We start from the raw sequence: 24,766 nt of genomic DNA, 5'->3' as shown, positions 1-24,766 counted from the left end.
TTTTCAAGGCGCATAACGCGGTGAATGGCGTTTTTCCGGCCCAGCCCTTCGGGTTTGGGGTATTTCGAGCGGCTTTCTGCGTTGCAAACCGCTTGCAATACCCGTATTGCGGCGCGCTTTGCGCCTTGAAAACCATCTCGAACTACCCTAAACGCAGATCTGTAACCAACGTCAACAGAGCCTAGAACTCGATGGTTTCGCCGGCCAGAAGACGGCGCACAGGCAATCCTGCTGCGGCTATTTCCTGCATGATCAGATCGCTGTCGGCGGGTTTGAGGTGGGTAATCAGGATTTGCGCCGAACGCTCCAGATGCGCCAGCTCTCGCTGCAGCGTCGCCGGGCACAGGTGCTTGGATGCATGAGCCAACCCCTGTTCGGAATCCGGAAATGCGGTTTCGATGATGAGTGTGGAGAGCCCCCCGATCGCATTGACGGCATCCCAGAAATCGGCGCAGCCGACCGTGTCGCCACTGTAGACCAGTGAGGAATTCCCGCTGTCTAGGCAAAAACCGACGGCCGGCACGGTATGCCGTGCAGGCAACGCAGTTATCCGGCATGCCGCGGCTTCACGGGTTTCCCCGACCTCATGCGGGCAATAGCGCAGGAACGCGATGGATTCGTCCGGAAGCAGGCTGAAATCGGGCCAGATGCGCCAGTTGAAGACATGCTCGCGCAGGATGGCCAGCGTTTCGGTGCTGGCATGCAGATAGAGTGGGCGGTAACGACGCAGGCCGATAACCGAATCGATCAGCATCGGCAGGCAGGCGATATGGTCGAAATGGGCATGCGTCAGGAATACATGGTCGATGTCCAGCATTTCCTGCAGCGAGAGCGCCTGCAGTCCGGTGCCGGCGTCAATCAGCACCGACTCGTTCAGCAAGAACGCCGTGGTGTGATTGGCCCCGCCGATGCCGCCGCTACAACCGAGTATCCGCAAACGCATCAGGTTGCCTCCCCGATTTCGCCGCTTTTCCGGGCGAACGCCATGCGCACGCCCATGAACTCGATCAGGTCGCCCTCCGTCAGGCATTGCGGCCCGGCCCCCATTTCCCTGCCGTTGACCTTGAGCGTGTTTTCGCCTTCAACATGCGCCAGGTAGTAACCCTGTGGCCGGCGCGTAACAACGGCCACCTGAACGCCCACCTTGCCCAAAGTCGTCAGATTCTTGGCCAGCACCAGTTCCTTGCCGGCACCGGGGCCGGACATGATCCGCAACACGCCCAAAGGGCACAGTATTGATACCCCGGAATGCGCACCGCGTCCCGGTGCTTTTATTTTTGCTTGCAAAGCACGGGTATCGACCTTGCCACCCCCGGGATTGTTTTCGGTCACCATGAGGGTCTTTTCGAAGCCTTCCTGCGAAGGAGCCTCGTCACCGACATAACGCAGGGTGTACGTCGCGATCCCGATTTCGTCGCCCAGTCGCAGCAGTTGCCGCCGAACAGGTTTGCCGTTGAGCCGGGTGCCGTTGGTGCTGTCACGGTCTTCCAGATACATGTCGCGGCCAATCCGCTCGACCAGTGCGTGATCACCGGAAACAGCCGGATTATCGAGCAGGATGTCGCAGTGCCGCCGCCGGCCGATGCTGATCCGGCCGCGCGTCAGACGGTATTCGTCGATGATTCGTCCGTCCACGATTACCTGCAATTTCGCCATGGCACATCCCATGCACGTCAACGAAAACGGGAAGCCAGGCGGGAGATCCAGCCGGTTTCCGCCGAATAATCGCGCTTCACCGCCACCAGCGCGACCGAAATATTGTCCCGGCCGCCGTTGGCATTGGCCTGCTCCACCAAGGCTTGCGCCGCCATGGGCAGGTTGTCGGTAAATTGGCCCACCATTTCACCGATCAGTTGGTCGTCGACCATCTCGGTCAGGCCATCGGAGCAGAAAAGATAGACATCGCCCGGAACGGCGAGGAATTCCTGGATTTCCGGCTCGACCTCCGGCTCGATACCCACTGCGCGGGTGACGAGGTTTTTGTGGGTCGCATGGCGCGCCTCTTCCGGCGTGATCAGACCGGCATCCAGTTGCATCTGCAACAGCGAATGGTCGCGGGTCAGGCGGGAGAAATCGGTGTTGCGGTAACGGTACAGCCGCGAATCGCCCACGTGGCCGACAACCAGACGATTGTCATAGAACAGCGCCGCAACCAGCGTCGTTCCCATTCCCGCGCACAAGGGTTCGCTGCACGCCGTCTGGTAGACCACAGAATTGGCACGCTCGATGGCGAGCATCAGCATGTCGTGCGCTTGCGGCTTGAGCGACTTGCCCGAGCCGAGATGAGGCGACATCGCGGCCAGTTCCGCCCGCAGGATTTCATTGACGGCATCGACGGTGAGACCACTGGCGACTTCGCCCGCGTTGTAGCCCCCCATACCGTCAGCCAGCGCCACGATACCCAGATCGGCATCGAACAGCACGGCATCCTCGTTGTGTCCCCGTACCCGTCCCGGGTCGGTCATTCCGGCCATGTCCAGCGCATCACGCAAGCTACGCATCGTGAGTGGCTCCCGTCGGCATTTTCTTCTCCCTCAGCACGGCTTCCAGCCGCACCAGCGCCAGCGCCATCTGGGCACCAGTCTGGAACCGCGCCGCGACATCTTTCTGTAGCGCCTTCATGACAATGGCCGAGAGCGCGGCCGGCAAACGCGGATTCAGCAACCGCGGGTCATCAGGCTCCTTATGGACAATAGCATGCATGAGTTCGCCAAGCGAGCCGCCCCTGAACGGGAGCTGACCGGTCACCAACTGGTAAAGCATGACACCCAGCGAAAAAATATCGGAACGCGAATCGACATGCTTGCCAGCCAGTTGCTCCGGGGACATGAATGCTGGCGTACCCAGCACCAGACCGGTACGGGTGCGGCAGGCATCCGTCAGGCGAGCCACGCCGAAATCGGTCACCTTGGCTTTGCCTCTTTCCCGGTCATACAGGATATTGGCCGGCTTGACGTCACGATGCACGACCTGATGCTTGTGGGCATGGTCGAGCGCCAGCGCAGCCTGACGAACGACAGAAAGTGCCTCCGGCAAGGGCAGCAGGCTGTTTTTTTCCGTCCACCTGGAAAGTGGTTCGCCCCGCAGGAACTCCATGGCGATCCAAGCCAGATCATGATCCTCGCCCGATCCGATCACCGAAACGATCCCTGAATGATGCAGGCGGGCCGCAGTTTCCGCCTCGCGAAAGAAGCGGGCACGAGCTTCGTCAAGCTGTTCGGGGTCGAATTCGTGCGTCAGCGCCATGGTCTTGATCGCTACTTCTGCCCCGTTTTCCTGATCCCGCCCCAGAAAAACCCTGCCCATCGAGCCGCGTCCAAGCAAGCGCTCAATATGGTAGGAGCCCAGCGTTTCAATATCGGGGGCAGGCGGGGTTTCCGGCAGCGTTCCTTGTTGGGCGGCGCCAAGGCGGGCAGGCCCTTCGGCAGAAAGCGGGATTTCCTTGCGTTCGTTGCGCACGAACAGCCATGCCAGCGAGCCAACGGCCAAGCCTGCCAGCAACACTCCCAGAATCAACAACGTCCAGCCATTCATGCTCTTGTCCGGCGATTCAACATTTCATTGTTGTCCATCCCGGTCCGATCCGCTACCGGACGCATCCGGATCACGGGATATCGGCAAAGGCCATGCGCCGCTGGATGATCGCCGCCTTGCGCAACAACCTGGGATCATTGCGCCGTTTGTCGTAATAGCGCGGATTGGGCACCATCGCCGCGAGCTTGGCGGCCTGAGCCGGCCCCAGGCTGGCGGCGCTGGTCCTGTAGTAATAGCGCGCCGCGGCTTCGGCGCCAAAAACGCCGTTGCCCCACTCGATCACGTTGAGATAGATCTCGAAGATGCGCTCCTTGTCCAGCACCGCCTCCAGCATGACGGTGATCCACGCCTCCTGGAGCTTGCGCCACGGGGTTCGCTTCGAGGACAGGAACAGGTTCTTTGCCAGTTGCTGGCTGATGGTCGAGCCGCCCGCGACGATGCGCCCCTTCTTCAGGTTCTTTTCCCAGGCGGCCTGGATTCCCTCCCAATCGAATCCCTCGTGGTCGAGGAATTTCGCATCCTCGCTCGCAATCAGCGCCTGCTTCAGGTGCGGGGAAATCCGGTTGTAGGGCACCCACTTGTGGCGCAGTTCGGCATCCGGATTCTTTTCCTGCAGTTTGCCGAGTTGCTCCTCCATGAATGCGGTCTCGGAAGGGTTGTGCGTGCGCCACCAGACAATGTGGCCGAACATCCAGAGGTTCCACAACAGGAAGAACAGCAACAGCGCCAGCAGGATGCGCGTGATCCACCAACCCGGCGTATGGCCCTTCATTTCGTTCCGCCTTGCAATGAGGTACGTAACTCGGCCAGCACCGGTGCCACCTCCGGCCTGAAGCCGGTCCACAGGAAAAACGCTTCGGCGGCCTGCCCGACCAGCATGCCCAGACCGTCGAGCCGGATGGCGGCACCGCTCTCGCGGGCCTGTTGCAGGAAGGCCGTTTCATCCGCGCTGTAGTACATGTCGTAGGCCAGCGCACCGGGCGCAAACACACCGGCCGGCAAAGGCAGGGCATTGCCGCCGATACTGGCCGACGTCGCATTGACGACCACATCGAAGGCTCCGCTCACGGCATCAAAGTCCATGCCGGAAAGCGGGACACCTGCCTGCCCGGAAAACGCCTGCGCCAGTTCTTGGGCCTTGGCAGCAGTCCGGTTGGCGATGACGATTTCCGCCGGTTTTTCGGCGGCAAGCGGCAAAATCACCCCGCGCGCCGCGCCACCCGCCCCCAGCAACAGAATCCGCTTGCCCGCCAGCGAAACGTGTCTCAGCAGATCGGCAACCAGGCCCGCGCCATCGGTATTGTCGCCATAGAGTTTGCCATTCGGCTCGACCCGGATCGTATTGACCGCCTGCGCAGCACGGGCTCGTTCGGACAGCCGGTCGCAACAGCGCCAGGCCTCTTCCTTGAAAGGCAGGGTCACGTTGCAGCCGCCCCCCCCGTCCGCAACGAACCGGCACAAGCCCTCCGTGAAACCGTCCACAGGCAGAAGCAATCGTTCGTATTGAAAATCCGCCAGCCCGAACTGCGCAGCAAACGCCGAATGAATTTGTGGAGAACGGCTGTGGGCAACCGGGTTGCCGATGACGACATAGCGCATGAAGGCTGCTCGCATGGAAAATTGCGTCCGATCTTACAGTTACGGGTTCACCCACGGCAATCCGGCCGATTTCCAGCCGTTGAGCCGGCCACGCTGCTGATGCGCGTCTTTTTCGCCCTCAAAACCTTCCAGTACGTTGTAGGCTTCGCTGTAACCATGCTGGGCCGCCAGCATGGCCGCCTCATGAGAGCGATATGCAGAGCGGCAAAGAAACAGCACGATACATTCAGGATCGACCTTGCTTTTCAGCTGGGACAAGAAATCGGGATTCAGATTCATGAGCGGGTAGCTTTTCCATTCAATCAACTCAGCATCTGGCACGATCCCGACAAACTGCCACTCCGCCCTTGTGCGGACATCGACAATCCGCACGTTGGGCAACGCCTGGTACAGCGCCCACGCCTCTGCCGGCGTTACCGCACCTGAATAAGGCAAATTTTCGTCCAGTGCCCGTTCCCGGGCCAATTCCAGTATTTGCGCCGCCTGCGACATGATTCCACCTTGAGATGAATTTTGTATCTGTACCTGCCAGCATGCCAGCTTGAACTACAATATTCCAGATGATGCCAAGCACGCCTTGGGTAGCGAAAAAAACGAACCAATATGGTGCACAAATGCCGTGCGCGCACCATATTGGTGAAATGCAACGCGGGGTGTGTTGCGGAAATTCCTTATGGCACAATAGCGTTTCTCGTCCGGAAAGTTGGCATAATTTCTGCTACTTGCCATTGCCCAAACCGCCCGCAGACAAGGCGGCATTGACCGGACAGCTTAACACTTGAGTTTCTAAAGTTTATTCAACAGGAGAATCAACCATGGCGGTAGCCGACGTTCTCAAGCTTATTCAGGAAAACGACATCAAATTCGTCGACCTGCGTTTTACCGATACCCGCGGCAAGGAACAGCACACCACCGTGCCGTCCCACGTCGTTGACGAAGCGTGGTTCGAACACGGCCACGCTTTCGATGGCTCCTCCATCGCTGGCTGGAAGGGCATTCAGGCTTCCGACATGCTGCTGATGCCGGATGCATCCACCGCCAAGATCGACCCGTTCTACGACGAGCCGACCGTATTCATTACCTGTGACGTGGTTGAGCCAGCTGATGGCAAGGGCTACGACCGCGACCCGCGCTCCATCGCCAAGCGCGCCGAAGCCTACCTGAAGACCACCGGCCTGGGCGACACCGCCTTCTTCGGTCCGGAACCCGAATTTTTCATCTTTGACGGCATCACCTGGAACGTCGACATGTCCGGCTGTTTCGTCAAGATCAAGCTTGATGAAGCGCCTTGGGCTTCCGCCATCGACATGGAAGGCGGCAACCCGGGCCATCGCCCGGCAGTCAAGGGTGGCTATGTTCCGGTTGCTCCGGTCGACAGCGCTCAAGACATCCGTGCCACCATGGTGCAGATCCTCGAAGAACTGGGCATTCCGGTTGAAGTGTTCCACCACGAAGTGGCAATTGGCCAGAACGAAATCGGCACCAAGTTCAGCACTCTGGTACAGCGCGCCGACTGGACCCAGATCCTGAAGTACGTGGTCCACAACGTTGCTCACCAATATGGCAAGACCGCTACCTTCATGCCGAAGCCGATCGTTGGCGACAACGGTTCGGGCATGCACGTTCACCAGTCCATCTGGAAAGACGGCAAGAACACCTTCGCCGGCAACGCCTACGCAGGCCTGTCCGAAACCGCCCTGTACTACATCGGCGGTATCATCAAGCACGCCAAGGCCCTGAACGCCATTACCAACCCGGGCACCAACTCCTACAAGCGTCTGGTTCCGCACTACGAAGCTCCGGTCAAGCTGGCCTACTCCGCCCGCAACCGTTCCGCCTCGATCCGCATTCCGCACGTCGCCTCCGACAAGGGCCGTCGTATCGAAGCCCGCTTCCCGGATCCCTTGGCCAACCCGTACCTGTGCTTCTCCGCGCTGCTGATGGCCGGTCTGGACGGCATCCAGAACAAGATCCACCCGGGCGATCCGGCCGACAAGAACCTGTACGATCTGCCGCCGGAAGAAGACAAGCTGATCCCGACCGTGTGCGCCTCGCTGGAAGAAGCCCTGACAGCACTGGACGCAGATCGCGAGTTCCTGACCCGTGGCGGTGTGTTCAGCAACGACTTCATCGACGCCTACATCGACCTGAAGATGGGCGAAGTGAACCGTCTGCGCATGACCACCCACCCGGCCGAATTCGACATGTACTACAGCCTGTAAGCTGCAGTCCGTCGAACCCGGAAGCAAAGCCCCATGCCCGTGCATGGGGCTTTTTCATTCCAACTCCAAAATAACCTGCCAAAAAATCGTTACTTGGCCGGCAATGATAATGTGCTACCTTGTCTCCATGCTGAACGTACGCCCTCTTTCTTTGCTTTTTCTCCTTGCTGCGCCGCTTGCGTGGGGGGATATCTACAAGCATGTGGATGACAAGGGCAATATCACCTTCACGAATTCGCCGATGAAGGGGGCCACGCGCGTCATCGTCGAGTCGCCAAGCCCACGCAGCACCGCAAAGGCAAAAAACGGCAGCAAGGCCCAAGCCGCATCGCCCTCTCCCGCCAATTTTCCCAAGGTTTCCTCCGGCGCCCAGAAAGAACGCGACACCAACCGGCGCCGCATTCTCGAAGAAGAACTCGCCGCCGAAAAGCGTCTTCTCGAGAACCAGAAGAAGGAATTGTCCGAGGCGGAGACCAATCGCAGCGCCGAAGAAAAAGCCAACCCGAAGAAATTCCTCGAACGGATCAGCCGCCTGCGCGAAGGCCTTGTCCTGCACGAAAAAAACATCTCCGCCCTGCAAGCCGAACTCTCCAGGATTCGCTGACCGTTCGTCTGCCAAACAAATGCACCGCGCCCCGTTTTAGTGCACTACACTGGTGCAAGGTGTGCCTCCTGTTGTTGCCAATCCTTGATTTCATCGTTCTTTTGAACTGGCGCGCCTTTTGCTTTACCTGTCGATAATCAAACAGGAGCGCAAAGCCATGAGCCCCCGCGCCTTTGCCGGACTCGAATACCTTGATGCCGCAGTAATTGCCGTCGGATCGGACAGTTGCATCGTCTACACCAATCCGGCCGCCAAAAGTCTGTTCGCCCTGCGCGATTGCGAGGGCATGACGATGTCCGCCTGCTTCGGGCCGGCCAGCCCGATCACACAAGCCTTTCTCACCGCCCAGAAAGAGTGCCTCTCCATCACCGAACACGAACTTGCGGTGGAAGGCCCCGGCGGCGAGATGTACATCACGCTGACCGTCACACCGATCGAATCGCCCGATGCGGCTTTCGTTCTGGAAATCCGCCACATAGACCAGCAGCGCCGCATCGCCAACGAAGAGCGCGTTCAGGCGCAGCAACAGGCCAACCGCGAACTGATCCGCAACCTGGCGCACGAGATCAAGAACCCGCTCGGTGGCATCCAGGGCGCGGCCCAGTTACTGGCGCACGAACTTCCCGAGCCGCGGCTCAAGGAATACACGCAGGTCATCGTCGAGGAATCGCAACGCCTGCAGGGCTTGCTAGACCGGCTGCTGACCCCGCATCGTCTGCCCAAACTCTCCGAGCTCAATATCCACGAGGTACTGGAACGCGTGCGCAGCCTGGTGCAGGCCGAGACGCCCAACGGCCTGGCGGTGAAGCGCGATTACGACACCAGCCTGCCGCCGCTGATCGCGGATCGCGAGCAACTGATTCAGGTGGTACTCAACATCGTGCGCAACGCCGTGCAAGCGATGAGCGGGGTCGGCGTTATCACGCTTCGCTCCCGTATTGCCCGGCAGGTCACGCTCAACCGCCGACGCTTCCCGCTGGCGGTGCGCATCGAGATCGTCGACAACGGCCCCGGCATCCCGGAATCGCTGCGCGATACGCTGTTCTACCCGCTGGTTTCAGGGCGCCCAGGCGGCACGGGTATCGGGCTGCACTTGGCCCACACCTTCGTGGTACAGCACCACGGCACGATCGAATTCGAGAGCCGACCGGGGCATACATGCTTCACCATTCTCCTGCCGCTCAACGGCTGGCAGGTCGACAAAAACGATAAAAGCAACATGGAGCAGACATGAAATCCGTCTGGATCATCGACGACGACCGTTCGATCCGCTGGGTCTTCGAGAAAGCGCTGACGCGCGAAGGTATCGAACACGCCACCTTTCCCTCTGCCACGGAAGCGCTCGCGCGCATGGAAAACGAACACCCGCAGGCCGTGGTCTGCGACATGCGCATGCCCGGGGAATCCGGCCTGACCTTTCTGGAAATCGTGAAACGCAAATGGCCCGAGATTCCGGTCATCATCATGACCGCGCACTCCGATCTCGACAGCGCGGTATCGGCCTTCCAGGGGGGGGCCTTCGAGTACCTGCCCAAGCCTTTCGACGTCGACCAGGCCGTGCTGCTGGTGCGCCGCGCCATGCAGGAAGGCACCCGCCAGGCTGAAATCGTCGAATCGACCTCACCTGCACCGGAAATCCTCGGGCAGGCTCCCGCCATGCAGGACGTATTCCGCGCCATCGGCCGGCTTTCGCAATCCGCAGCGACCGTGATGATCACGGGCGAATCGGGGGCCGGCAAGGAGCTTGTCGCCCGTGCACTGCACCGCCACAGCCCGCGCGCAAGCAAGCCGTTCGTTGCCATCAACACGGCGGCCATTCCGAAGGATTTGCTGGAATCCGAACTGTTCGGCCACGAACGCGGCGCATTCACCGGCGCGGACGCCCGCCGCCAGGGCCGTTTCGAGCAGGCCGAGGGCGGCACACTGTTCCTGGATGAAATCGGCGACATGCCCGCCGACCTGCAGACCCGCCTGCTGCGCGTACTGTCCGACGGCTTCTTCTACCGCGTAGGCGGCCACCAGCCTATCAAGGCCAACGTGCGCGTCATCGCCGCTACGCACCAGAACCTGGAAGACCGCGTCAAGCAAGGCGGCTTCCGCGAAGACCTTTTCCACCGTCTCAACGTGATCCGCCTGCGCCTGCCGCCCCTGCGCGAGCGCAAGGAGGACATCCCGTTGCTGGCGCGGCATTTCCTGCTCAAATCGGCGGCCGATCTGGGCGTGGAATCGAAAAAGCTCTCCGAAGACGCCATGGCACGCCTGACCACGTTCCCGTTTCCGGGCAACGTGCGCCAGCTGGAAAATATCTGCCACTGGATCACCGTCATGGCGCCGGGACAAGTCGTTGAAGTCAACGACCTGCCGCCCGAGCTGCTGGCGCAAGGAGAAACCCCGCCCGCCGTTTCCGGCAACTGGCAAACCGCGCTGGCCCACGAAATCGCCAACCGGCTTTCCCGCGGCGAACACCGGTTGCTGGACGACATCACGCCGGCCTTCGAGCGCGTGGTCATCGAGCAGGCACTGGCCCACACGGGTGGCAAACGCATCGAGGCGGCAGAGTTGCTGGGCTGGGGGCGCAACACGCTGACGAGGAAAATCCAGGAACTCGGCATGGAAGGCGAAGTCTGAGAACCCGTTTGTGATCCGTTGCGCAAGGCGGTTAATGCCATTCAACCCCTTGCGCAGATGCATCCTTCCCGTGCTCCCCGTTGATCGTCTATGTTGGGACTAAATGCCAGCGCCGGGGCACATCATGCTTTCCAGGCTCAACATCCGTTTCCAGAACTGGGTTCTCGGCTCCACCGTCGGGCTGGTTCTTGGGCTTTCCGGGATTTTCCTCGCCAGCGTGCTGGGCAAATTCACCGCGATGTCCGAGGAAAATGCGGCGGAGCGCTTTGCCCTGATCGCCCGCCAGTCGACGGAACGCATCGACAGCATGGTGCGCGAGCGGGCGCGCTTCGTCACCACCCAGACCCGCGCCGGAATCGGCCAGTTCGTCAGCGACGGGCACCTCAATCACCGCGATCTCGTGGCCACCTTCCTGAGCTCGCTCGAAGCCGACGCCAATCTTTATTCGCATTATTTCGGCCTCGGGAACAATGAATTCCTTCAGGTTGTCGGTATCCGGCGTGACCGTTTCATCACCTCGGCACTGAAAGCGCCGGAAAACGCCCATTTCGGCATCTGGCACATAGAGCGCAAACCCGACGGCAGTCGCAGCGAAACCTGGCAATTCCTCGATGAAAACCGCCAGCCGCTGGCAAGAAGAGAAACCGTTCCGGAATACGCGCCCACACGCCGCCCCTGGTTTACCGCCGCGATGGAAACGGGTGCGCTGACCGTCCTGCCGCCCTATTTTTTCGCCTCGACCGGCGAACTCGGCATGACGATTTCCATTCCCCTGCCTGACCGGGCCGGGGTCTTATCCACCAACGTCAGCCTGCGTTCGCTGAACGCTTTTCTGGCGCAGATGCCGCTCTCTGCCAACGGCGCCATCCTGATGCTGGATCAAGGAGGTCGGGTGCTGGCCTTTCACGGTAAAGGCCCGCGTTTTTCCGGTCTGTACATTCCACCGCTTGTCGCCAACGAGCACATAGCAGAACCTCACTTGAGGTCGTTGGCGGGAAAAACCGCCGCCGCTTCACAGATCATCATGCTGGGTGAAGGCAAACATACCGAAAAATACGTTGTGACGCGGCATGTTTCGGAGGTCATTGGCGGATCAAGTTTCCTGGTGATCGCGCTCGCTCCGGCCAGCGATTTTTCCGGGCTCATCGACAAAGCCCGGCGCGACGTTCTGCTGGTGACGCTGGGCGTATTGACGCTGCTGGTACCGCTGGCACTGCTGGGTTCGCGCCAGGTCTCGCGCTCTCTGGCCGCACTGGCTCAGGATTCCGAAAGAATCAAGCAGTTCGATTTTTCCGGCGAACCGCACCGTCCCGATTCCTTCCTCTACGAGATCAATGCGCTGGGTGATGCCCAAGCGGTCATGCACCACTCGATCAAGCTGCGTACCGAGGCGCTGAACCTGGCACGGGAAAAACTCGCCGATCTCGTGGAATACGGGCTACTGCTCAGTCGCGAAAAGGATCGCGATGCGCTGCTCAAGCTCATCCTGCATGGAGGTCGCGACATTGCCGATTGCGCCGAGGCCTCGCTGTACCTGAAAACCGAGCGCGATACGCTGCGCTTCGTCCAGCGCACCGACCACACCGCGCCGCCGGTCACGGAGATTGCGCTTTTCCACACCGATGGCACGCCCGACGAGCGCTCCGACCTGACCTTCGCAGCATTGCACAACGAGAGTGTGGTCATTGCGGACATCGGCAGCGAAACGCGCTTCGATCTTTCCGCCCTTCTCCGGCACGGCGAGGAGGCGGGTTTCCGTCCGGTTTCGCTGCTGACCGTTCCGCTCTCGCCGCGCGAGGGCGAAGTCATCGGCCTCTTGCAGTTCACCAATGCGCTCGATCCGAAAACCGATGAGGTCACGCCCTTCCCGCCGGAGCTGATCGGCTTCGTCCAGGCACTGGCCGCCCAGTCCGCGCTGGCGCTGGAAAACCACACCCTGCTCGATGCGCAGAAAATCCTCATGGATTCCCTGATCAAGATCATCGCCGACGCGATCGACGCCAAGAGCGCCTATACCGGCGGCCACTGCAAGCGCGTTCCGGAACTGGCGGTGATGCTGGCGGAGGAAGTAGGCAAGGTCGAAACCGGCCCGCTGGCAGGTTGCGGGTTCAAGACCGAGGACGAGTGGCGGGAATTTCGCATCGGCGCCTGGCTACACGATTGCGGCAAGGTCACCACGCCCGAATACGTGGTCGACAAGGCCACCAAGCTCGAAACCCTCTACAACCGCATCCACGAGATCCGCACCCGCTTCGAAGTGCTGCTGCGCGATGCCTGGATCGAGCGCCTCGAAGCGGTCGAGTCGGGCATGCCGGCCAGCGAAGCCGATACCCGGTTCGCCGAACGCAAGCAAGAATTGCTCGACGATTTCGCTTTCGTCGCGGAATGCAATCTGGGCGAGGAAGCCATGGCGCCGGAAAATATCGAGCGTCTGAAGCAGATCGGCGCCCGGACCTGGCTGCGCCATTTCGACGACCGGATTGGCATGTCGCACGAAGAAGCCAAACGCCGCGAGCACGTTCCCGCGGCTTCGCTGCCGGCCGAAGAGCCCTTGCTCGCCGACCAGCCCTGGCATGTCATTCCGCGCACGCAGGACACGGCGTTCGATCCCAAGTACGGCTTCCGGATGAAAATTCCCGAGGCGCTGTACAACTTCGGCGAGCTCTACAACCTGGGCATCGCCCACGGCACACTAACCGAAGAAGAGCGCTTCCGGATCAACGAGCACATCGTCCAGACCATCGTCATGCTCGACCAACTGCCGCTGCCCAAGCACCTGAGACGGATACCCGAATACGCCGGAACGCACCATGAAACCCTGGCCGGAGACGGCTACCCGCGCAGGCTGGGAGAGGATGCGCTTTCCGTTCCTTCGCGCGTCATGGCAATTGCCGACATCTTCGAGGCGCTGACCGCGTCAGACCGCCCCTACAAGCAGGCCAAGACGCTCTCGGAATCGCTGCGCATCATGGCGGCGCTCAAGAAGGAACGGCACATCGACCCGGATTTGTTCGATCTGTTCCTGACCTCCGGCGTCTACCGGCGCTATGCGGAGCGCTTCCTGAAGCCGGAGCAGATCGACGAAGTGGATATCGGGAAAGTCATCGGTTGAGAACCAGCTCACGGCCTCGCAGCAAGATCGGGGCGCAAGCTGACATCGCCCACCGTCACAAGAATGCGCTGGCCATCGGCGCTTTCCAGTTCGAGCGCGCCGTCCGGCGCCACGCCCAGACACAATCCCGTGAGCATCTCGCCCTCCCGCGGCACTGCCCGCACCGCTTGCCCCCTGAGCGCGTTGCGCGCTTCCCATTCGGCGCGCAGCCGGGGCGCAAAGCCTTCTGCGGCAAAGCAATCCAGCACGGACACCATGCGACGCAGGATCGCAGCCAGCACCGCCTCGCGGGAAACAGCCACGCCGGATTCGGCAATCGCCGCCAGCGCCTGATCGATGAGCGCATCCCACGCCGGGTGGCGCTGCAGGTTCAAGCCGATCCCGATCACGGCCGCAGCATGCGTCGAAGCGAACTGTAACTCGATCAACACCCCGCCGATCTTGCGCCCGTGAAGCCAGACGTCGTTGGGCCATTTGAGCCCGATTCCGGGTACGCCCAGGTCTTCGAGCGCCTGGGCAATCGCCACGCCGACCGCCAGACTCAATCCGGAAAGATTCGATTGCGCGGGGAATTTCCACAGCAGCGAGAATGTCAGGCTGCATTCCGGGGAGGAATGCCACGTGCGCCCCAGCCGTCCGCGCCCGGCCGTCTGCTCGTCGGTCACGACCACGCTGCCGCTGGGCGCCCCCTGCGCGGCACGTTCCAGCAGCAGGCTGTTGGTCGAGGCACAGCTCGCCAGATCGTCGATGTCGTAACGCGCGGCGACATCGCCCAACCCGTTGAGCAGCGAGGGGAAATCGAGGCAGGAAACGGCGTCGGACATGAGAATCGCTTTTGATTGGCTGGGACGGGCATTCTACTGGCACGGCGCCGCGTTGCACATCCGGGGCGGTAATTTTCCGGTGGGGCGATATACTGGTTAATGCACCCGACAGGCTCGGACAAGACACCCCATGCAACGCACTTTCCATCATCTTGGCATCCGCAGCAAACTGATCCTGCTGTTCGTCGCCATCAAGGTCGTACCGCTGGTGCTGCTCGCTCTCCTGGCTTGGGAAGGGGTTTCGCGGCTGGGTGGCGACATTGCGCAGCGTACCGACCGGATGACGGACGACGTGCGCAGCACCGTCGGCGACATGGGCAAGACCTTTGCCAGCGAGGCCCAGAAAGCGCTCGACGACCGCGCCCGCGAAGAACTGGAGCGGCTCACGACCGACACTGCGCGCGCCATCGCCGACTTCCTCCATGATCGCGACCGCGATGTGCTCCTCGCTGCCGGACTTCCCCCAAGCGAAGAGGTCTACCGCCATTTCCTGGCCAGCCGTACGCGCGGCCTGGTCGATCCCGGCAGATGGAAACTCTCGGAAAACAGCAAGGAATGGGTCCCCGACCGCCCTGCCGCCTCCGACACCCAGTCGGCCAGCTCGACCAACCCGGAAAACCGCCAGGATTTCCACTACCGCCCGCCGGAAACGGTATTGCGCACCGCTCAAAAGCCGCTCTATCACGAGCTGACCGTGATCGGGCTCGACGGCCGGGAAAAAATCAAGGTATCGACCAGCGAGGTGCTGCCCGCCGACCTGCGCGATGTTTCCCGGCGCGAGAACACCTACTGCAAGGCGGAACGGTATTTCAGGGAACTGCAGAAACTGAAACCGGGAGAAATCTACGTCTCGGACGTGATCGGCCCCTACGTCGGCTCGCGCATCATCGGCCCGGCCACGCCGGAAAAAGCCAGGTCGCTCGGCATTGCGTTCGCCCCCGAGCAGGAAGGCTACGCCGGGCGCGAAAACCCGGTCGGCAAACGTTTTCAGGGCATCATCCGCTGGGCGACCCCTCTCGTTCGGGACGGCAAGATAACCGGCTACCTGACGCTGGCGCTCGACCACAGCCACGTCATGAGCTTCACCGACAATCTCGTTCCCACCAACGACCGCTACGCACCGATTTCGGATGCATCGAGCGGCAACTATGCCTTCATCTGGGACTACCTCGACCGCAGCATTTCCCATCCGCGTCATCACTCCATCGTCGGCTTCGACCCCGAAACCGGCGAATATGCCACGCCGTGGCTGGATACCGAACTTTACGAAGAATGGAAAAAAAGCGGCCAGCCGTTGCGCAGGTTTCTTGCCGCGGCGCCGCCTTTCGATCACCAGTCGCGCCACAAGAAGCCTGCCGCAGAACTCACCCGCGCCGGCAACGTCGCGCTCGAATGCCGCTATCTCAACTTCGCGCCGCAATGCCAGGGCTGGCACGACCTCACCCGGCACGGCGGCTCCGGCTCGTTCCTGATTTTCTGGACCGGCGTCTGGAAACTCACGACCGCTGCGGCCATTCCCTACCGCACCGGCCACTATGGCAAGACCCCGCGCGGCTTCGGCTACGTCACCATCGGCGCCAACATCGACTACTTCCACGAGCCGGCACTGAAAACCGCCCAGCAGATGAATGCGCGCGTGGCCGAATTCGGCGAAAAGGCAAAACAGCAGCGGCAGGAAATGCGCAGCCTCATCGCCGCCACGATGCAGCGCACGGCCGTCAGCCTGACCTCATCGACCCTCTTGATGGTATTGATCGTCGTGGGCGTCGCCATCTGGCTGGCGTCCATGCTGACCAAGCGCGTCACCACGCTCATCGACGGACTGCAGAACATTGAGATCGGGCAGTTCGGCTTCCGCTTCCACAAGCATGCGGACGACGAACTGGGCAAACTCACCGACTCGCTCAACCGCATGGCAGACAGCGTCCAGGAATCGTTCCAGCGGCTGGAAGAAGCCCGGCACGAGGCCGAGGTCGCCAATCACATGAAAAGCGAATTCCTCGCCCGGATGTCGCACGAGTTGCGCACCCCCCTGAACGGCATCCTCGGTTTTGCCGAACTCATCTGCGTGGAAGCGCCCACCGACGAGGTGACCGAGCAAGCCAACATCATCCTGCAAAGTGGACAACACCTGCTGGCCCTGCTGAACGATGTGCTCGATCTCGCCAAGATCGAAGCCGGCAGCATGACGTTGCAGATCGTCGATTTCAACCTGCCGCAACTCCTGCGCGAAACCGCAACCATCCATGAGGGGGCGGCCCGCATCAAGGGGCTGGCGCTGGAAGCCCGCTTCGCCAACGACTTGCCCGAGCGCTTTTGCGGCGATCCGATTCGACTGAGGCAGGTTCTCAACAACCTGCTCAACAACGCCGTCAAGTTCACCGAAACCGGCAAGGTCGAATTTTCCGCCTGGACAAGCGACGCCCGCCTTTATCTCGCAATCAGCGACACGGGGCCGGGCATACCGGCCGAAGCACAGGAAATGATCTTCGAAAAATTCAGTCAGGCTTCCGATTTCGTCACGCGCCGGCATGACGGAACCGGCTTGGGGCTGGCGCTGGTACGCGAATTCGTGCACCTGATGGGCGGGGATGTCGGCGTATCTTCAACCGCCGGTGAGGGATCGCGGTTCGAGGTCTGGCTACCACTTGATTGAGGCGGCCAAGTGAAGTTTGAATTCTTGTCTTCATACCGGCGCAGGCCGGTATCCTTCTCTGTGCCTCTGTGCCTCTGTGCCTCTGTGCCTCTGTGCCTCTGTGTCTCTGTGTCTCTGTGCCTCTGTGTCTCTGTGTCTCTGTGGTAATAAATTTGAGCCAGTTTCAGTGGGCGAGCGAGCCAAAGCAGATGGCAGGAAGCGGGTTAGTCCGGGAACATGGCATTCAGCCCCTCCATCGTCACCGGCTTGATGACAATGTCGTCGAAACCCGCCTCCATGATGGCCTGTTTTTCCGATTCCATGGCATGCGCGGTATAGGCGACCACACGCGCCAAGCCGGCATAACCGGCCTTGCGGATGCGGCGGCACACCTCGCAGCCGTCGATTCCGGGCATGCCGATGTCGAGCAGAACATAATCGAATGGCTCGGCAGCCAGCATTTCGAGCGCCTTTTCGCCACTTGCTGCCTCGGCGATGTGCCAGCCGCGCCTTTTTAGGAAGGCAGCAGCCAGTTTGCGGTTTATGTCGTTGTCATCAACAACGAGTATTCGTCTCATCGGCTCATCCGGACATCGGGAAATTTGATTCTAGTGCACAGAAAAGGCCACATTCAAAACAAGCTTCCGGCTCAACCCGGTTCTCGGCCCTAGAGCTTCACGCCAAACCGGGCCAGGGCATGCCCGCTCATGCTGCAGGCCAGCTCGTTTTCATCCACAAAGATGCGGCCGACGCCTTCCTGTTTCAAAAGCTCGGCCTCATCCTCGCTTTGGGTTCGCACCACCGTTTCGATGTCCGGATTAAGCAGTTGTGCGGTCTGCAGCATCTGGCGAACGCCGAAGGCATCGGGCAAGGTCACCACCAGCATGCCGGCATGGGCAATATGCGCCTGGATCAATACCGCCGGATCGGACGCATCGCCGCAAACGGCAGCCAGCCCCTCGGCGCGCAGTTGCTCGACGATCTCGCGGTTCTGCTCGGCCACGACATAGGGAATGCCATTTTGGGTCAGCGCCTGCCCGATATGCCGCCCGACGCGCCCATACCCCACCAGCACCACTTGCCTGGACAGGTATTTTTCATGGGTTGTCATCGGCAACTCGGCCAGCGGATCAAGCGGGCGTTCCAGTTGGCGAGCCAGTTTTGAACGAGCGCGCATCCAGTCCTGCACGGGTTTGACCGCCTTGAACGCCAACGGGTTAAGCGCAATCGATACCAGTGCGCCCGCCAGGATCAGGTGCTGTCCTTCCGGCGGCAACAAACCGTTGCTCACGCCGATGCCGGCCAGGATGAACGAAAATTCGCCGATCTGTGCCAGGCTCGCCGAGACCGTCAGTGCCGTGTTCAGCGGGTAACGGAAAAGCAGGACCAGCACGGCGGAAACAAGCGGTGTACCCAGCATGACAATCGCCAGCACGCCCAGAATCCGCCCGGGATAGGTCAGCAACGTCGCTGGATCGAACAGCATGCCGACCGACACGAAAAAGAGCACGGCAAACGCATCGCGCAGGGGCAGGGATTCCTCCGCCGCGCGGTGGCTGAATTCGGATTCCCGCATCATCATGCCGGCGAAAAACGCTCCCAGCGCAAACGACACGCCGAACAGCTTTGCGGCACCAAACGCCACGCTGACCGCAGCTGCCACCACGCACAGCGTGAACAACTCCCTGGACCCGGTACGCACCACCTGCCAAAGCAGCCACGGGAAAAGCCTGCGCCCGACGATCAGCATCAGAGCGACAAACGCAGCGACCTTGACCAGCGTCAGCCCCAGCGTCTGCCAGACACCTTCCGCCCCATGCGCCTGGCCACCCCCGGTCAACAGCCCCGCGAGGGGCGGGAGCAGCACCAGAACCAGCACCATGGCCAGATCCTGGACCACCACCCAGCCGATCGGAATTCGGCCGCTCATCGAAGCCAGGGTTCCTGTTGCCTCAAGCCCCCGCAACAACACGGCAGTACTGGCCACCGACAAGGCCACGCCAAAGACCAGCGCACTCCCCGCGCCCCATCCCCACAGGGAGGCCAATCCTGCGCCCAACAGCGTTGCCAGAACCATTTGCGCCACAGCACCCGGCACAGCGATCTTGCGCACCTGCAACAGATCGTCGAGCGAAAAATGCAGGCCGACGCCGAACATCAGCAACATGACACCGATTTCCGCCAGTTCGGCGGCAATTGCACTGTCAGCGACAAAACCCGGCGTAAAGGGGCCGATCACCATTCCGGCCAGCAAATACCCCACCAGCGCGGGAAGCCTGATTCGCACAGCAATGAAACCCAGCACCACGGCCAGCCCCAGCGCGGTGGCAAGCGTGGTGATCAAGGGAAGGTTATGGTTCATCGGTCATTCCGGGTTACATATCAAGAATTTGCTCATACACCATTGTAAATCGCTACCGGCTCGGTGGCATTCAAGTTGGTTCACCAAATCGTCACCGCCTCGTCACGAATACGTCATTTGCCGAACCTATGCTGGCCGTATTTTCATAACGAGCCCCACGCCAGCCATGCTGCAAACACAAACGCTACATTCATCCCGTCCGTCGCACCGTCTCACGATCCAGCTCGCGCGCGACGAAGACGCCGTCCGCGCCGCGCAAGCCTTGCGCTACAAGGTCTTCGCCGAGGAAATGGGCGCGCGCCTCACCGGGCGCGAACCCGGCCTGGACCAGGATTTGTTCGATGCCTACTGCGACCACCTGATCGCGCAGGACGACGAGACCGGCGAGGTGGTCGGCACCTACCGCATCCTCCCGCCGCATCAGGCCAAACGCTTGGGCAGCTATTATTCCGACACGGAATTCGACCTGACGCGGCTTGCCGCCCTGCGCCCGCAGCTCGTCGAAATCGGCCGCTCCTGCGTGCATCCCGATTACCGCACGGGGGCCACCATCGCGCTGCTTTGGTCTGGGCTCGCGGACTACATGCACCAGCGCGGCCACCAGTATCTGATCGGCTGCGCCAGCGTGCCGATGATCGACGGCGGGCACCTCGCCGCCAGCCTCTACCGCAAGCTGGCCGAAAAGCATCTATCGCCGGCCGAATGGCGCGCCACGCCGCGCTGCGCCCTGCCGCTAAATGCGCTCAATCGCAAGCTCGACCCCGAAACCCCGCCGCTGATCAAGGGTTACCTGCGCGCCGGCGCCATGATTTGCGGCGAGCCGGCCTGGGACCCCGACTTCAACACCGCCGATTTCCTGATCCTGCTGCCGATGCGCAAGGTCAACGCCCGTTACGCTCGCCACTTCATGAAAAACGATGCCGGCAGCAATTAATCCGCGCATGTATCGCGTACGCCACAAATTCTCCGCCTCGTTGCGGCGCGGCGTGCGGCTGGCGGCGCTTGGTGTACACGTCGCCGCCGGGCTGGGGATTGCTCGCTGGTTATTTCCTCGCTACCCGGAGGCGCGGCGCAAACGCAGCATCCACCGCTGGTCGCGGCAACTGCTGCGCATCGTCGGCCTGCGCCTTGCCGTCCACGGCCAGGCGGCCCCGGCTGACAAGCCGATACTGCTGCTGTCCAATCACGTTTCCTGGCTGGACATCTACGCGCTCAATGCGATCTCGCCCGCGCGCTTCGTCGCCAAATCGGAAGTCCGTTCCTGGCCGGTGATCGGCACGCTTTGCACCCGAACCGGCACGCTGTTCGTCGACCGCAACAGCAAGCACGATGCGCGCCGCGTCAACACCGAAATTGCCCAAGCCCTGCAGGGCGGAAGCGACGTGGCGCTGTTTCCTGAAGGCACCACCACCGACGGTTCCGCCATCCGTCCGTTCCGTTCGGCGCTGCTGCAAGCCGCCATGGAAAGCCGCGCGCTGGTCCAGCCGGTTTATCTGCGTTATCTCGATGCTGGCGGCAGCCCCACCACGCTCCCCGCTTACTGCGACGACATCTCGTTCGGCCAGTCGCTGTGGCGGCTGCTGGGCGCGCGCGGCCTGCGCGCCGAGGTTCACTTCCTGCCGCCCTTGCGCGCCGAGGACATCGACCGGCGCGAGCTCGCCCGCACCGCCGAAACCCTCATCCGCGAGCGGCATGAACGGCTGCGCGAGGCATCTTAGAACCTGCTCGCTGCAACCTCATCGTACCTGCTCCCTCTCCCTCACAGGGAGAGGGTTGGGGTGAGGGTAACGCTGAATGCAAGGTTTTACCCCCACCCTGCCCTCCCCTGAAATGGGGAGGGAACCCAGCCTGTGGAGCACCTTCCGGCGTTCTTGTTTCATGCAATTGTCATGTTTCTGTCCCGCCGCCGTAACACTGCGCGCGGATGATGCAGACTCATGAACCCGACAACGGCACCGCTCAAAGCCGCCCCGATGCGGCTCAAATTCCGCAGCATCTGGATCTCCGATGTCCACCTCGGCACCGCCGGTTGCCAGGCGGCCTACCTGCTGGATTTCCTGAAGCACACCGAATCCGAATACCTCTACCTCGTCGGCGACATCATCGACGGCTGGGCGCTCAAGCGCTCATGGTACTGGCAACAGACCCACAACGACGTGATCCAGAAGCTGCTGCGCAAGGCCCGGCACGGTACGCGCATCACCTACCTGCCCGGCAACCACGACGAAGCCGCGCGCCAGTTCCTCGGCCTGATCTTCGGCCAGATCCGCATCGAAAACGAACTGGTCCACACCACCGCCGACGGGCGCCGTTTCCTCGTACTGCACGGCGACCGCTTCGACGGCGTGGTGCAGTGCGCGAAATGGCTCGCCATCGTCGGCGACCGGCTGTACGAGCTGACGCTGGCGCTGAACCGCATCTTCAACCGCATCCGCCACCGCTGCGGGCTGGGCTACTGGTCGCTGTCGCAATTTCTCAAGCACAAGGTCAAGACTGCGGTGAGCTTCGTCTCGCGTTTCGAGGAAGCCGTCGCGGCCGAAGCCCAATCGCAAGGGCTCGACGGGGTGATCTGCGGCCACATCCACAAGGCGGAAATGCGCGAGGTCGGCGGCGTGCTGTATTGCAACGACGGCGACTGGGTGGAAAGCCTCACTGCGCTGGTGGAAACGGAAACCGGCGAATTGCGCATCATCGACTGGCAGCAACTGTTCGATGAGCAGGCCGCCTCCGTCCTGCCGCCCGTAACAACAGAACCTGAGGGAGTACCCGCATGAAAATCATGATCGTCACCGACGCATGGGAACCGCAAGTCAACGGCGTGGTGCGCACGCTCAAGCAAACCCGCGCCGAGCTGGAAAAAATGGGGCACCGGGTCGACATCCTCAGCCCGCTGGAATTTCGCACCCTGCCTTGCCCCACTTACCCGGAGATCCGTCTATCGCTGTTTGCCGGCGGCAAGGTCAGGCAGCGCCTGAAGGATTTCGCGCCGGACGCGATCCACATCGCCACCGAAGGCCCGCTGGGGCTGGCAGCGCGCCGTTACTGCATCCGCAACAAGCTGCCGTTCACCACCGCCTACCACTCGCGCTTTCCGGAATACGTGAAGCTGCGCTTCGGCATTCCGTTGGCGGTCAGCTATGCCTGGTTCCGCTGGTTCCACAACGCTGCCGACGCCGTCATGGCGCCGACCAGGGTCGTGATCCGCGATCTCGAAGCACGCGGCATCCGCAACGTCGTGCACTGGTCGCGCGGCGTCGATCTGGAAACCTTCAAGCCCGGCCCGCGCGACCGCCTGCAGACCCAGAAACCGGTCTTCGTCTATGTGGGCCGCGTGGCTGTGGAAAAGAACATCGAAGCCTTCCTCGAACTCGACCTGCCCGGCAGCAAATGGGTCTGCGGCGACGGGCCGGCTGCAGCGCACCTCAAGGAACGCTACGCCGGTCAGGACATCAACTGGCTGGGCGTGCTGGACCAGCAGGAGCTCGCCCGCGTCTACCGCGCCGCCGACGTGTTCGTCTTTCCCAGCAAGACCGACACCTTCGGTCTGGTGCTGCTCGAAGCCATGGCCTGCGGTTGCCCGGTCGCGGCCTACCCGGTCACCGGCCCGATCGATGTCATCGGCCCGGCCGGCCCCGGTGCCTTGCGCGAAGACCTGCAGGAAGCCTGCCTCGCCGCGCTGGACATCGACCGTACCGAAGTGCGCCGCTTTGCCGAACGCTTCTCGTGGCAGGCGGCCACGCTGCAGTTCTTCTCGCACCTGCATCCCTTCACCGCCACCGCGCAGCAGGAACTGGAACTCAGCCTGCGCTTGCCGTAGCAGGAATCAATGAGCAAACGGCAAGTCAAAAAAATGCAAAATAAACCACGGATTGCCTCAGGCTGGCGCCAGCCAGCTTGGGCACTGCACGCTCCTCAGTAAAAACAGGAATTTGCCGCCCTTTCGCGGTAAAATTCGCGGCACGATTTTTCGGAGTGCCGCAGCATGCAGCTCATGATCGACAATCTACCCCCGGATGCGACCGCAGACGACCTGCGCGCGCTGTTTACCGAGTTGGGCATTCCCGTGCCGCAGGAAATCACCATTGCACCGGGATTGCGGGAACGTCCGTCTGCGGCCATCGCCTTCCATCTCGACCATGCGCAAATGGAAGCCATCGTAGGGCTGCTCGACGGACGGCTCTGGCGCGGCCACCAGCTCCACGCCCGCCACACCGCCCTGTTCCGCTGACCGGGAAGGTTCCGCCATGAGAATTGCCGTATTTGACAGCAAGCGTTACGACCGCGCTGCACTGACCCAGGCCAACGCCGACTTCGGCCACGAACTGGTTTTTTTCGAAGCCTGGCTCAACCGCGACACCGTACCGCTCGCAACCGGCTTCGACGCTGTCTGCCCTTTCGTCAACGACCGCGTCGATGCCGAAACCATCGAGCATCTGGCCCGGCTCGGCGTCAGGCTGATCACCCTGCGCTCTGCGGGTTACAACTCGGTCGACATCGCGGCTGCGGCGCGGCATGGCATCAAGGTCATGTGCGTACCGGCCTATTCGCCGGAGGCCGTGGCCGAGCACACTTTCGCCCTGTTGCTGACGCTGGTACGCCGCACCCACCGTGCCTATGTGCGCGTGCGTGACGGCAATTTCACGCTGGACGGGCTGGTTGGCACCAATCTTTTCGGGCGCACGTTCGGGATTGTCGGCGCCGGCAAGATCGGCCAGGCCGCGCTCCGGATTGCGCGCGGCTTCGGCTGCCGCCTGCTGGCCAACGACCCTTCGCTGGATACGGCCCAGCTTGGCGACATCGCCGTAGAAAAAGTCGACCTGCCAACGCTCCTGGAGCAATCGGACATCATCTCGCTGCATGTGCCGCTCACTCCCGCGACCTACCACATGATCAACGGTGCGGCGCTCGCGCGCATGAAGCGGGGTGCCATCATCATCAACACCAGCCGCGGCGGGCTGATCGACACCCGCGCGCTGCTCGTGGCACTCAAATCCGGGCATCTGGGCGGTGTCGGGCTCGACGTGTACGAACACGAAGAAGGCATCTTCTTCGAAGACCTCTCCAGCGCAGCGCTGCAGGACGACATGCTGGCGCGACTCACGACCTTCCCCAATGTGGTGATCACTTCGCATCAGGGCTTCCTGACCGAAGAGGCGCTGGCCAACATCGCCCAGACGGTGCTGGCCAATGCCACCGCATTTGAAAACGGCGAACCGCTGGTCAACGAAGTGCTTCCACCGAACTGA

General features: G+C 61.7%; 22 protein-coding genes. 12 read left to right on the top strand and 10 right to left on the bottom strand.

Features of this window, described 5'->3' with window-relative positions; translation table 11 throughout:
* Positions 1-181: 181 nt before the first annotated feature.
* From BMZ36_RS05460 to BMZ36_RS05430, 7 genes are all read right to left on the bottom strand, one after another.
* A complete protein-coding gene (locus BMZ36_RS05460; RefSeq protein ID WP_091192471.1) occupies positions 182-943 on the bottom strand; it encodes an MBL fold metallo-hydrolase in 762 nt (253 codons plus the stop codon).
* Positions 943-1,656: an FHA domain-containing protein gene (locus BMZ36_RS05455; RefSeq protein ID WP_177187793.1), complete on the bottom strand. Its 714-nt coding sequence runs from the start codon at positions 1,654-1,656 to the stop codon at positions 943-945. Before BMZ36_RS05455 ends, BMZ36_RS05460 begins: the two co-directional genes overlap by 1 nt.
* A 17-nt stretch (positions 1,657-1,673) precedes the next feature.
* Positions 1,674-2,501, bottom strand: coding sequence for a Stp1/IreP family PP2C-type Ser/Thr phosphatase (locus BMZ36_RS05450; RefSeq protein ID WP_091192466.1), 828 nt, complete (start codon positions 2,499-2,501; stop codon positions 1,674-1,676).
* On the bottom strand, positions 2,494-3,534 hold the full coding sequence (locus tag BMZ36_RS05445) for a serine/threonine-protein kinase (protein ID WP_091192463.1): 1,041 nt from the start codon (positions 3,532-3,534) through the stop codon (positions 2,494-2,496). The genes BMZ36_RS05450 and BMZ36_RS05445 overlap by 8 nt, the downstream gene beginning before the upstream one ends.
* Positions 3,535-3,604: 70 nt before the next feature.
* Positions 3,605-4,306 (bottom strand): monofunctional biosynthetic peptidoglycan transglycosylase, encoded by a 702-nt coding sequence (gene mtgA / locus BMZ36_RS05440; protein WP_091192460.1) that lies wholly within the window; start codon positions 4,304-4,306, stop codon positions 3,605-3,607.
* A complete protein-coding gene (gene aroE, locus BMZ36_RS05435; protein ID WP_245747785.1) occupies positions 4,303-5,148 on the bottom strand; it encodes a shikimate dehydrogenase in 846 nt (281 codons plus the stop codon). Before aroE ends, mtgA begins: the two co-directional genes overlap by 4 nt.
* Positions 5,149-5,172: 24 nt before the next feature.
* Positions 5,173-5,625, bottom strand: coding sequence for a rhodanese-like domain-containing protein (locus tag BMZ36_RS05430; RefSeq protein ID WP_091192452.1), 453 nt, complete (start codon positions 5,623-5,625; stop codon positions 5,173-5,175).
* 323 nt (positions 5,626-5,948) lie between these two features.
* Between BMZ36_RS05430 and glnA the strand changes: the two genes are divergently transcribed.
* The 5 genes from glnA (at position 5,949) to BMZ36_RS05405 (ending at position 13,699) form a co-directional block, all read left to right on the top strand.
* On the top strand, positions 5,949-7,355 hold the full coding sequence (gene glnA, locus BMZ36_RS05425) for a type I glutamate--ammonia ligase (RefSeq protein WP_091192450.1): 1,407 nt from the start codon (positions 5,949-5,951) through the stop codon (positions 7,353-7,355).
* A 109-nt stretch (positions 7,356-7,464) separates the two neighbouring features.
* Complete coding sequence (locus tag BMZ36_RS05420; RefSeq protein WP_177187792.1) at positions 7,465-7,959, top strand: DUF4124 domain-containing protein; 495 nt, start codon at positions 7,465-7,467, stop codon at positions 7,957-7,959.
* A gap of 157 nt (positions 7,960-8,116) precedes the next feature.
* A complete protein-coding gene (gene glnL, locus BMZ36_RS05415) occupies positions 8,117-9,193 on the top strand; it encodes a nitrogen regulation protein NR(II) (protein WP_091192671.1) in 1,077 nt (358 codons plus the stop codon).
* Positions 9,190-10,587, top strand: a complete 1,398-nt coding sequence (gene ntrC / locus BMZ36_RS05410) for a nitrogen regulation protein NR(I) (protein ID WP_091192443.1) — start codon at positions 9,190-9,192, stop codon at positions 10,585-10,587. The genes glnL and ntrC overlap by 4 nt, the downstream gene beginning before the upstream one ends.
* Positions 10,588-10,711: 124 nt before the next feature.
* Positions 10,712-13,699 (top strand): HD domain-containing phosphohydrolase, encoded by a 2,988-nt coding sequence (locus BMZ36_RS05405; RefSeq protein WP_218142636.1) that lies wholly within the window; start codon positions 10,712-10,714, stop codon positions 13,697-13,699.
* A gap of 8 nt (positions 13,700-13,707) precedes the next feature.
* Here the strand turns inward: BMZ36_RS05405 and BMZ36_RS05400 are convergent, their stop codons facing one another.
* Entirely contained in the window at positions 13,708-14,523 is an 816-nt protein-coding gene (locus BMZ36_RS05400) for a biotin--[acetyl-CoA-carboxylase] ligase (RefSeq protein ID WP_091192440.1), read from the bottom strand.
* A gap of 130 nt (positions 14,524-14,653) precedes the next feature.
* On the opposite strand from BMZ36_RS05400, the gene BMZ36_RS05395 reads away from it, so the two are divergent.
* A complete protein-coding gene (locus BMZ36_RS05395; protein WP_091192437.1) occupies positions 14,654-17,179 on the top strand; it encodes a sensor histidine kinase in 2,526 nt (841 codons plus the stop codon).
* Positions 17,180-17,382: 203 nt separating this feature from the next.
* Here the strand turns inward: BMZ36_RS05395 and BMZ36_RS05390 are convergent, their stop codons facing one another.
* A complete protein-coding gene (locus tag BMZ36_RS05390) occupies positions 17,383-17,736 on the bottom strand; it encodes a response regulator (RefSeq protein ID WP_091192434.1) in 354 nt (117 codons plus the stop codon).
* Between the two features lie 89 nt (positions 17,737-17,825).
* Positions 17,826-19,520: a cation:proton antiporter domain-containing protein gene (locus BMZ36_RS05385; RefSeq protein WP_091192430.1), complete on the bottom strand. Its 1,695-nt coding sequence runs from the start codon at positions 19,518-19,520 to the stop codon at positions 17,826-17,828.
* 166 nt (positions 19,521-19,686) lie between these two features.
* Here BMZ36_RS05385 and BMZ36_RS05380 point away from each other — a divergent pair, with 166 nt between their 5' ends.
* From BMZ36_RS05380 to BMZ36_RS05355, 6 genes are all read left to right on the top strand, one after another.
* Entirely contained in the window at positions 19,687-20,454 is a 768-nt protein-coding gene (locus BMZ36_RS05380) for a GNAT family N-acetyltransferase (protein WP_091192428.1), read from the top strand.
* A complete protein-coding gene (locus BMZ36_RS05375; protein ID WP_091192425.1) occupies positions 20,438-21,238 on the top strand; it encodes a lysophospholipid acyltransferase family protein in 801 nt (266 codons plus the stop codon). Before BMZ36_RS05380 ends, BMZ36_RS05375 begins: the two co-directional genes overlap by 17 nt.
* Positions 21,239-21,457: 219 nt before the next feature.
* A complete protein-coding gene (locus BMZ36_RS05370) occupies positions 21,458-22,294 on the top strand; it encodes a UDP-2,3-diacylglucosamine diphosphatase (RefSeq protein WP_091192422.1) in 837 nt (278 codons plus the stop codon).
* A complete protein-coding gene (locus BMZ36_RS05365) occupies positions 22,291-23,337 on the top strand; it encodes a glycosyltransferase family 4 protein (RefSeq protein ID WP_091192420.1) in 1,047 nt (348 codons plus the stop codon). The genes BMZ36_RS05370 and BMZ36_RS05365 overlap by 4 nt, the downstream gene beginning before the upstream one ends.
* 165 nt (positions 23,338-23,502) lie before the next feature.
* Positions 23,503-23,748, top strand: a complete 246-nt coding sequence (locus BMZ36_RS05360; RefSeq protein ID WP_091192417.1) for an RNA-binding protein — start codon at positions 23,503-23,505, stop codon at positions 23,746-23,748.
* 16 nt (positions 23,749-23,764) lie between these two features.
* Positions 23,765-24,766: a 2-hydroxyacid dehydrogenase gene (locus BMZ36_RS05355; RefSeq protein WP_091192415.1), complete on the top strand. Its 1,002-nt coding sequence runs from the start codon at positions 23,765-23,767 to the stop codon at positions 24,764-24,766.

It is taken from the genome of Formivibrio citricus, assembly GCF_900115065.1.
In the GTDB taxonomy this organism is placed as follows: domain Bacteria; phylum Pseudomonadota; class Gammaproteobacteria; order Burkholderiales; family Chitinibacteraceae; genus Formivibrio; species Formivibrio citricus.
This window is presented reverse-complemented; position numbering and strand designations above follow the sequence as displayed.

Excerpts from the sequence above, each read along its gene's own strand:
- BMZ36_RS05460 (WP_091192471.1), bottom strand. The coding sequence starts at position 943 with ATGCGTTTGCGGATACTCGGTTGTAGCGGCGGCATCGGCGGGGCCAAT.
- BMZ36_RS05455 (WP_177187793.1), bottom strand. The coding sequence starts at position 1,656 with ATGGCGAAATTGCAGGTAATCGTGGACGGACGAATCATCGACGAATAC.
- BMZ36_RS05450 (WP_091192466.1), bottom strand. The coding sequence starts at position 2,501 with ATGCGTAGCTTGCGTGATGCGCTGGACATGGCCGGAATGACCGACCCG.
- BMZ36_RS05445 (WP_091192463.1), bottom strand. The coding sequence starts at position 3,534 with ATGAATGGCTGGACGTTGTTGATTCTGGGAGTGTTGCTGGCAGGCTTG.
- mtgA (WP_091192460.1), bottom strand. The coding sequence starts at position 4,306 with ATGAAGGGCCATACGCCGGGTTGGTGGATCACGCGCATCCTGCTGGCG.
- aroE (WP_245747785.1), bottom strand. The coding sequence starts at position 5,148 with ATGCGAGCAGCCTTCATGCGCTATGTCGTCATCGGCAACCCGGTTGCC.
- BMZ36_RS05430 (WP_091192452.1), bottom strand. The coding sequence starts at position 5,625 with ATGTCGCAGGCGGCGCAAATACTGGAATTGGCCCGGGAACGGGCACTG.
- glnA (WP_091192450.1), top strand. The coding sequence starts at position 5,949 with ATGGCGGTAGCCGACGTTCTCAAGCTTATTCAGGAAAACGACATCAAA.
- BMZ36_RS05420 (WP_177187792.1), top strand. The coding sequence starts at position 7,465 with ATGTGCTACCTTGTCTCCATGCTGAACGTACGCCCTCTTTCTTTGCTT.
- glnL (WP_091192671.1), top strand. The coding sequence starts at position 8,117 with ATGAGCCCCCGCGCCTTTGCCGGACTCGAATACCTTGATGCCGCAGTA.
- ntrC (WP_091192443.1), top strand. The coding sequence starts at position 9,190 with ATGAAATCCGTCTGGATCATCGACGACGACCGTTCGATCCGCTGGGTC.
- BMZ36_RS05405 (WP_218142636.1), top strand. The coding sequence starts at position 10,712 with ATGCTTTCCAGGCTCAACATCCGTTTCCAGAACTGGGTTCTCGGCTCC.
- BMZ36_RS05400 (WP_091192440.1), bottom strand. The coding sequence starts at position 14,523 with ATGTCCGACGCCGTTTCCTGCCTCGATTTCCCCTCGCTGCTCAACGGG.
- BMZ36_RS05395 (WP_091192437.1), top strand. The coding sequence starts at position 14,654 with ATGCAACGCACTTTCCATCATCTTGGCATCCGCAGCAAACTGATCCTG.
- BMZ36_RS05390 (WP_091192434.1), bottom strand. The coding sequence starts at position 17,736 with ATGAGACGAATACTCGTTGTTGATGACAACGACATAAACCGCAAACTG.
- BMZ36_RS05385 (WP_091192430.1), bottom strand. The coding sequence starts at position 19,520 with ATGAACCATAACCTTCCCTTGATCACCACGCTTGCCACCGCGCTGGGG.
- BMZ36_RS05380 (WP_091192428.1), top strand. The coding sequence starts at position 19,687 with ATGCTGCAAACACAAACGCTACATTCATCCCGTCCGTCGCACCGTCTC.
- BMZ36_RS05375 (WP_091192425.1), top strand. The coding sequence starts at position 20,438 with ATGCCGGCAGCAATTAATCCGCGCATGTATCGCGTACGCCACAAATTC.
- BMZ36_RS05370 (WP_091192422.1), top strand. The coding sequence starts at position 21,458 with ATGAACCCGACAACGGCACCGCTCAAAGCCGCCCCGATGCGGCTCAAA.
- BMZ36_RS05365 (WP_091192420.1), top strand. The coding sequence starts at position 22,291 with ATGAAAATCATGATCGTCACCGACGCATGGGAACCGCAAGTCAACGGC.
- BMZ36_RS05360 (WP_091192417.1), top strand. The coding sequence starts at position 23,503 with ATGCAGCTCATGATCGACAATCTACCCCCGGATGCGACCGCAGACGAC.
- BMZ36_RS05355 (WP_091192415.1), top strand. The coding sequence starts at position 23,765 with ATGAGAATTGCCGTATTTGACAGCAAGCGTTACGACCGCGCTGCACTG.